We start from the raw sequence: 2,726 nt of genomic DNA, 5'->3' as shown, positions 1-2,726 counted from the left end.
TTCGTCGTCGCCGGTGTCAGGTGAGACGTTCAGCAGCTTGCCCACGGTGTTGCGGCCGGCCTCCATCGAGCTGCCCAGGCGGCGCAGCAGCAGGGTCTTGAAGAACCCAGCCCCGCGCATCCGCTTCTGGAGCAGCTCACTGAACTTTTCGGCTTCCTCGTATGCCTCCTTGAGGTAACCGCCAAGGTTGATGGCGTCGTTGTCGTCTTCCCCGAAGAGCTTCACCTCTACCTTGGGGAGGTAGTAGCTGCCGGTGGCCGGGTTGATGTCCTGCTCCAGGTAGCTGCGGGTGCGGCGCACGATGCAGCGCAGCATTGGGTTGAATCGCTCGCCGTACTCGGGAAGCAGCTTGTTCTTCAGCTGCACGCGGCGAATGGCATTGGGCAAACGGTCGAGCGTTTCAGGGGTGAACTGCCACTTCTTCTCTGGCGCCCGCAGTTGCCGCCGGATCTTTTCGATGGCGGGGTCTTCTGTGGATGCCGGCAGGGGGTCGCGCACGAACTCCCAACCTTCCACGTCGTTATCGGCTGGCACGGTTTGCTCGCCGGTGGCGACCTGGATGGTGCGAAAGGCGCTGAACCAGCGGCTGGTCTTGGTGATGCCGCCCAGAACGCCCTCGTTGCCGTTGGAGAGGATCGAGAGCAGGTCCCATGCCTCCACCGGATGCAACTGCACCGGGGTGGCGGTGGCCAGCAGCATGCTCTTGGTCTTGTCGCCGATCTGGCAGAGGAAGCTCATCAGCTTGTTGGGCTCTGCCTTCTCGTCCACCTCTGGTTGGCCGGCGTCCATCTTGGGTCGGTTGCGGCGCCGCGCCCGGTGGGCCTCGTCGACGATCACGCAGGTGTAACGCTGGTTCAGCAGCTGGCGGATCGCCTGCGGCATCCCGCGCACGATCAGGCCCTGCGACACCAGGCCGATGCGGCGCGGGCATTTGCCAAGCGACGTCACCCCTTCTGAGGGGTGCTCCACATCGTTTTCATCCACCCAGCTGCGGCCGTTCCAATAGGCTGATGGCAGCTGCAAGAGCTCCATCAGCTCATCGCGCCATTGCTGCAGCAGGGGCTTTGGCGCCAGCACCAGGATCGGGCCACCCTCCGGGTCTTCCAAGCCCATCAGCAGAGCAGCCATGGCCAGCTGGATGGTCTTGCCCAGGCCCACCTGATCGGCCAGCACCAGCCGAGCGCCGCCGAGACGATGGCGTTCCAGCGCCAGGCTGGCGAAGTACTTCTGATGGGGCCAGAGCCCCTGCTCCCGCCGGTAGATCGGGGTTTCCACCGCAGCGGCGGCGGCGGCTTCCATCACATCAACCTTCTGCAGCGCCTCGGGTTCCACCACCTGGCGGTGGATGATCCGCTGCACGTCGTTCTGGATGAACGGGCAGTCGGCCAGATCACGGGCTCGGTGATCGTTCCAGAGGGCATCGAACTCCTCCTGCACCCAGGCGATGGTGTCTGGCTCATCGCTTTCCCAGAGCAGCTCGTAGTTGAGCTTCCAGGCGCTGGCGCTCTCGTTCACGCTGCCCAGAAAGGCAGTGCTGCTGCCGTTGGCATAACGGATCACGCCGGCCTTGCCGTGGATCAACCCGAAGGCCGTGTCGGGCAACACGCGGATCTCGATTTTGTCGCTGAGTAGGGCGTTGTAGAGCGCCTTGTAGCGGGGCAGGGCATTGGGAGGCGCCAGCTCGGGTTGGCCGGCGCACCAACTGCGGCGCAGCGCTGCCTGGGCGGCGGTGGCGGTGGCCAGGTCATCAGGATCCAGGTCGGAGTTGCAGATGACCCGCACCTTGCCGCTTACCCCAGTGATCGCCTCACCGGCCACCTCCAGCAGGCTGGAGCGGAAGTACCCGGCGATGCGGTCGTAGCTCACCGCCCCCTGCAGGCGCTCGTTGAGAACGCCTTGATCGAGCCGGCTACGACGACTGGAGTGGTGCTTGAGCATCAGGCGTCATCGTTCCTCAGGCGGCCGGCAAGGATGCGAGCCGCTTCTGAGTCTCTGGCCCAATCAGCGGTGTCCTCTGAGTTGCTGAGGGCGGCGAGCCAATCCAGCAGGCGCACCATCCCTTCGCGGCGGCCCCAATAGGTCTGTCCAAAGGTGTCGCGAAGATACTGGCGCCCTTGGTTGGGATCGTTGTCGGCTGCAGCGGTCTCGCAAATAGCGAACAGCAGGTGGCGCAGGGGGGTTGCGGCAAATGGGTGCGGTCCACTGCTGCTGGCGCGGCCTCGGCGGGGCAGGGCTGCGGTTGTCGCCACCGCACCGTCGATGGGGGCCAGCAGGCTGGTGCCAAACCCGGAAGGGGTATGCACGCGGGTGCCGTTGGCCTTGTCGCTCTTGAGCAGAGGCTTGATGTCGGTGACGCCGAAGCCTCGTGCGAGTTCTTCGTACATGCCCTTGCGGCGCTCTCCACGGGATTCGATGTCAACGGCGCGGAGGTAGTAGCGCTCGATCAGGTTGAGGTCACGCCAGGAGTCGCTTAGGCCTTTCGGTATTAAAGTATCACATGCGATGGTGATGGCACGCTCGATGACTTTCTCGAAATCGCTCTTTTGATTTTTGCCGCGGACTGAAAATACCTCATCCGAAACGCTCTTGCCGTCGAGAGTCGAATACTGAGTGAGGATCTTCAGGGCTGCTGCATATGCAGCCAGCTGATAGTCGGAGTCATTAAAGTTTGGCTCTCCAGCCTGGTCAAGCAATTGCATTGAAGCAATCTGGGCCCGCACTTCATC

At 63.4% G+C, this 2,726-nt stretch carries 2 protein-coding genes; both read right to left on the bottom strand.

The window, feature by feature from the left end; all coding sequences use genetic code 11:
• Window positions 1–1,938 (bottom strand): phospholipase D-like domain-containing protein (locus tag ACIQ2E_RS13975; RefSeq protein WP_398331820.1); only part of this gene is annotated, 1,938 nt, incomplete at its 3' end.
• Window positions 1,938–2,726, bottom strand: a 789-nt coding sequence (locus ACIQ2E_RS13970; RefSeq protein ID WP_398331817.1) for a hypothetical protein, incomplete at its 5' end; no start/stop codon positions are given. The genes ACIQ2E_RS13970 and ACIQ2E_RS13975, both read right to left, overlap by 1 nt.

The organism is Vulcanococcus sp. (genome assembly GCF_044369115.1).
In the GTDB taxonomy this organism is placed as follows: domain Bacteria; phylum Cyanobacteriota; class Cyanobacteriia; order PCC-6307; family Cyanobiaceae; genus Vulcanococcus.
This window is presented reverse-complemented; position numbering and strand designations above follow the sequence as displayed.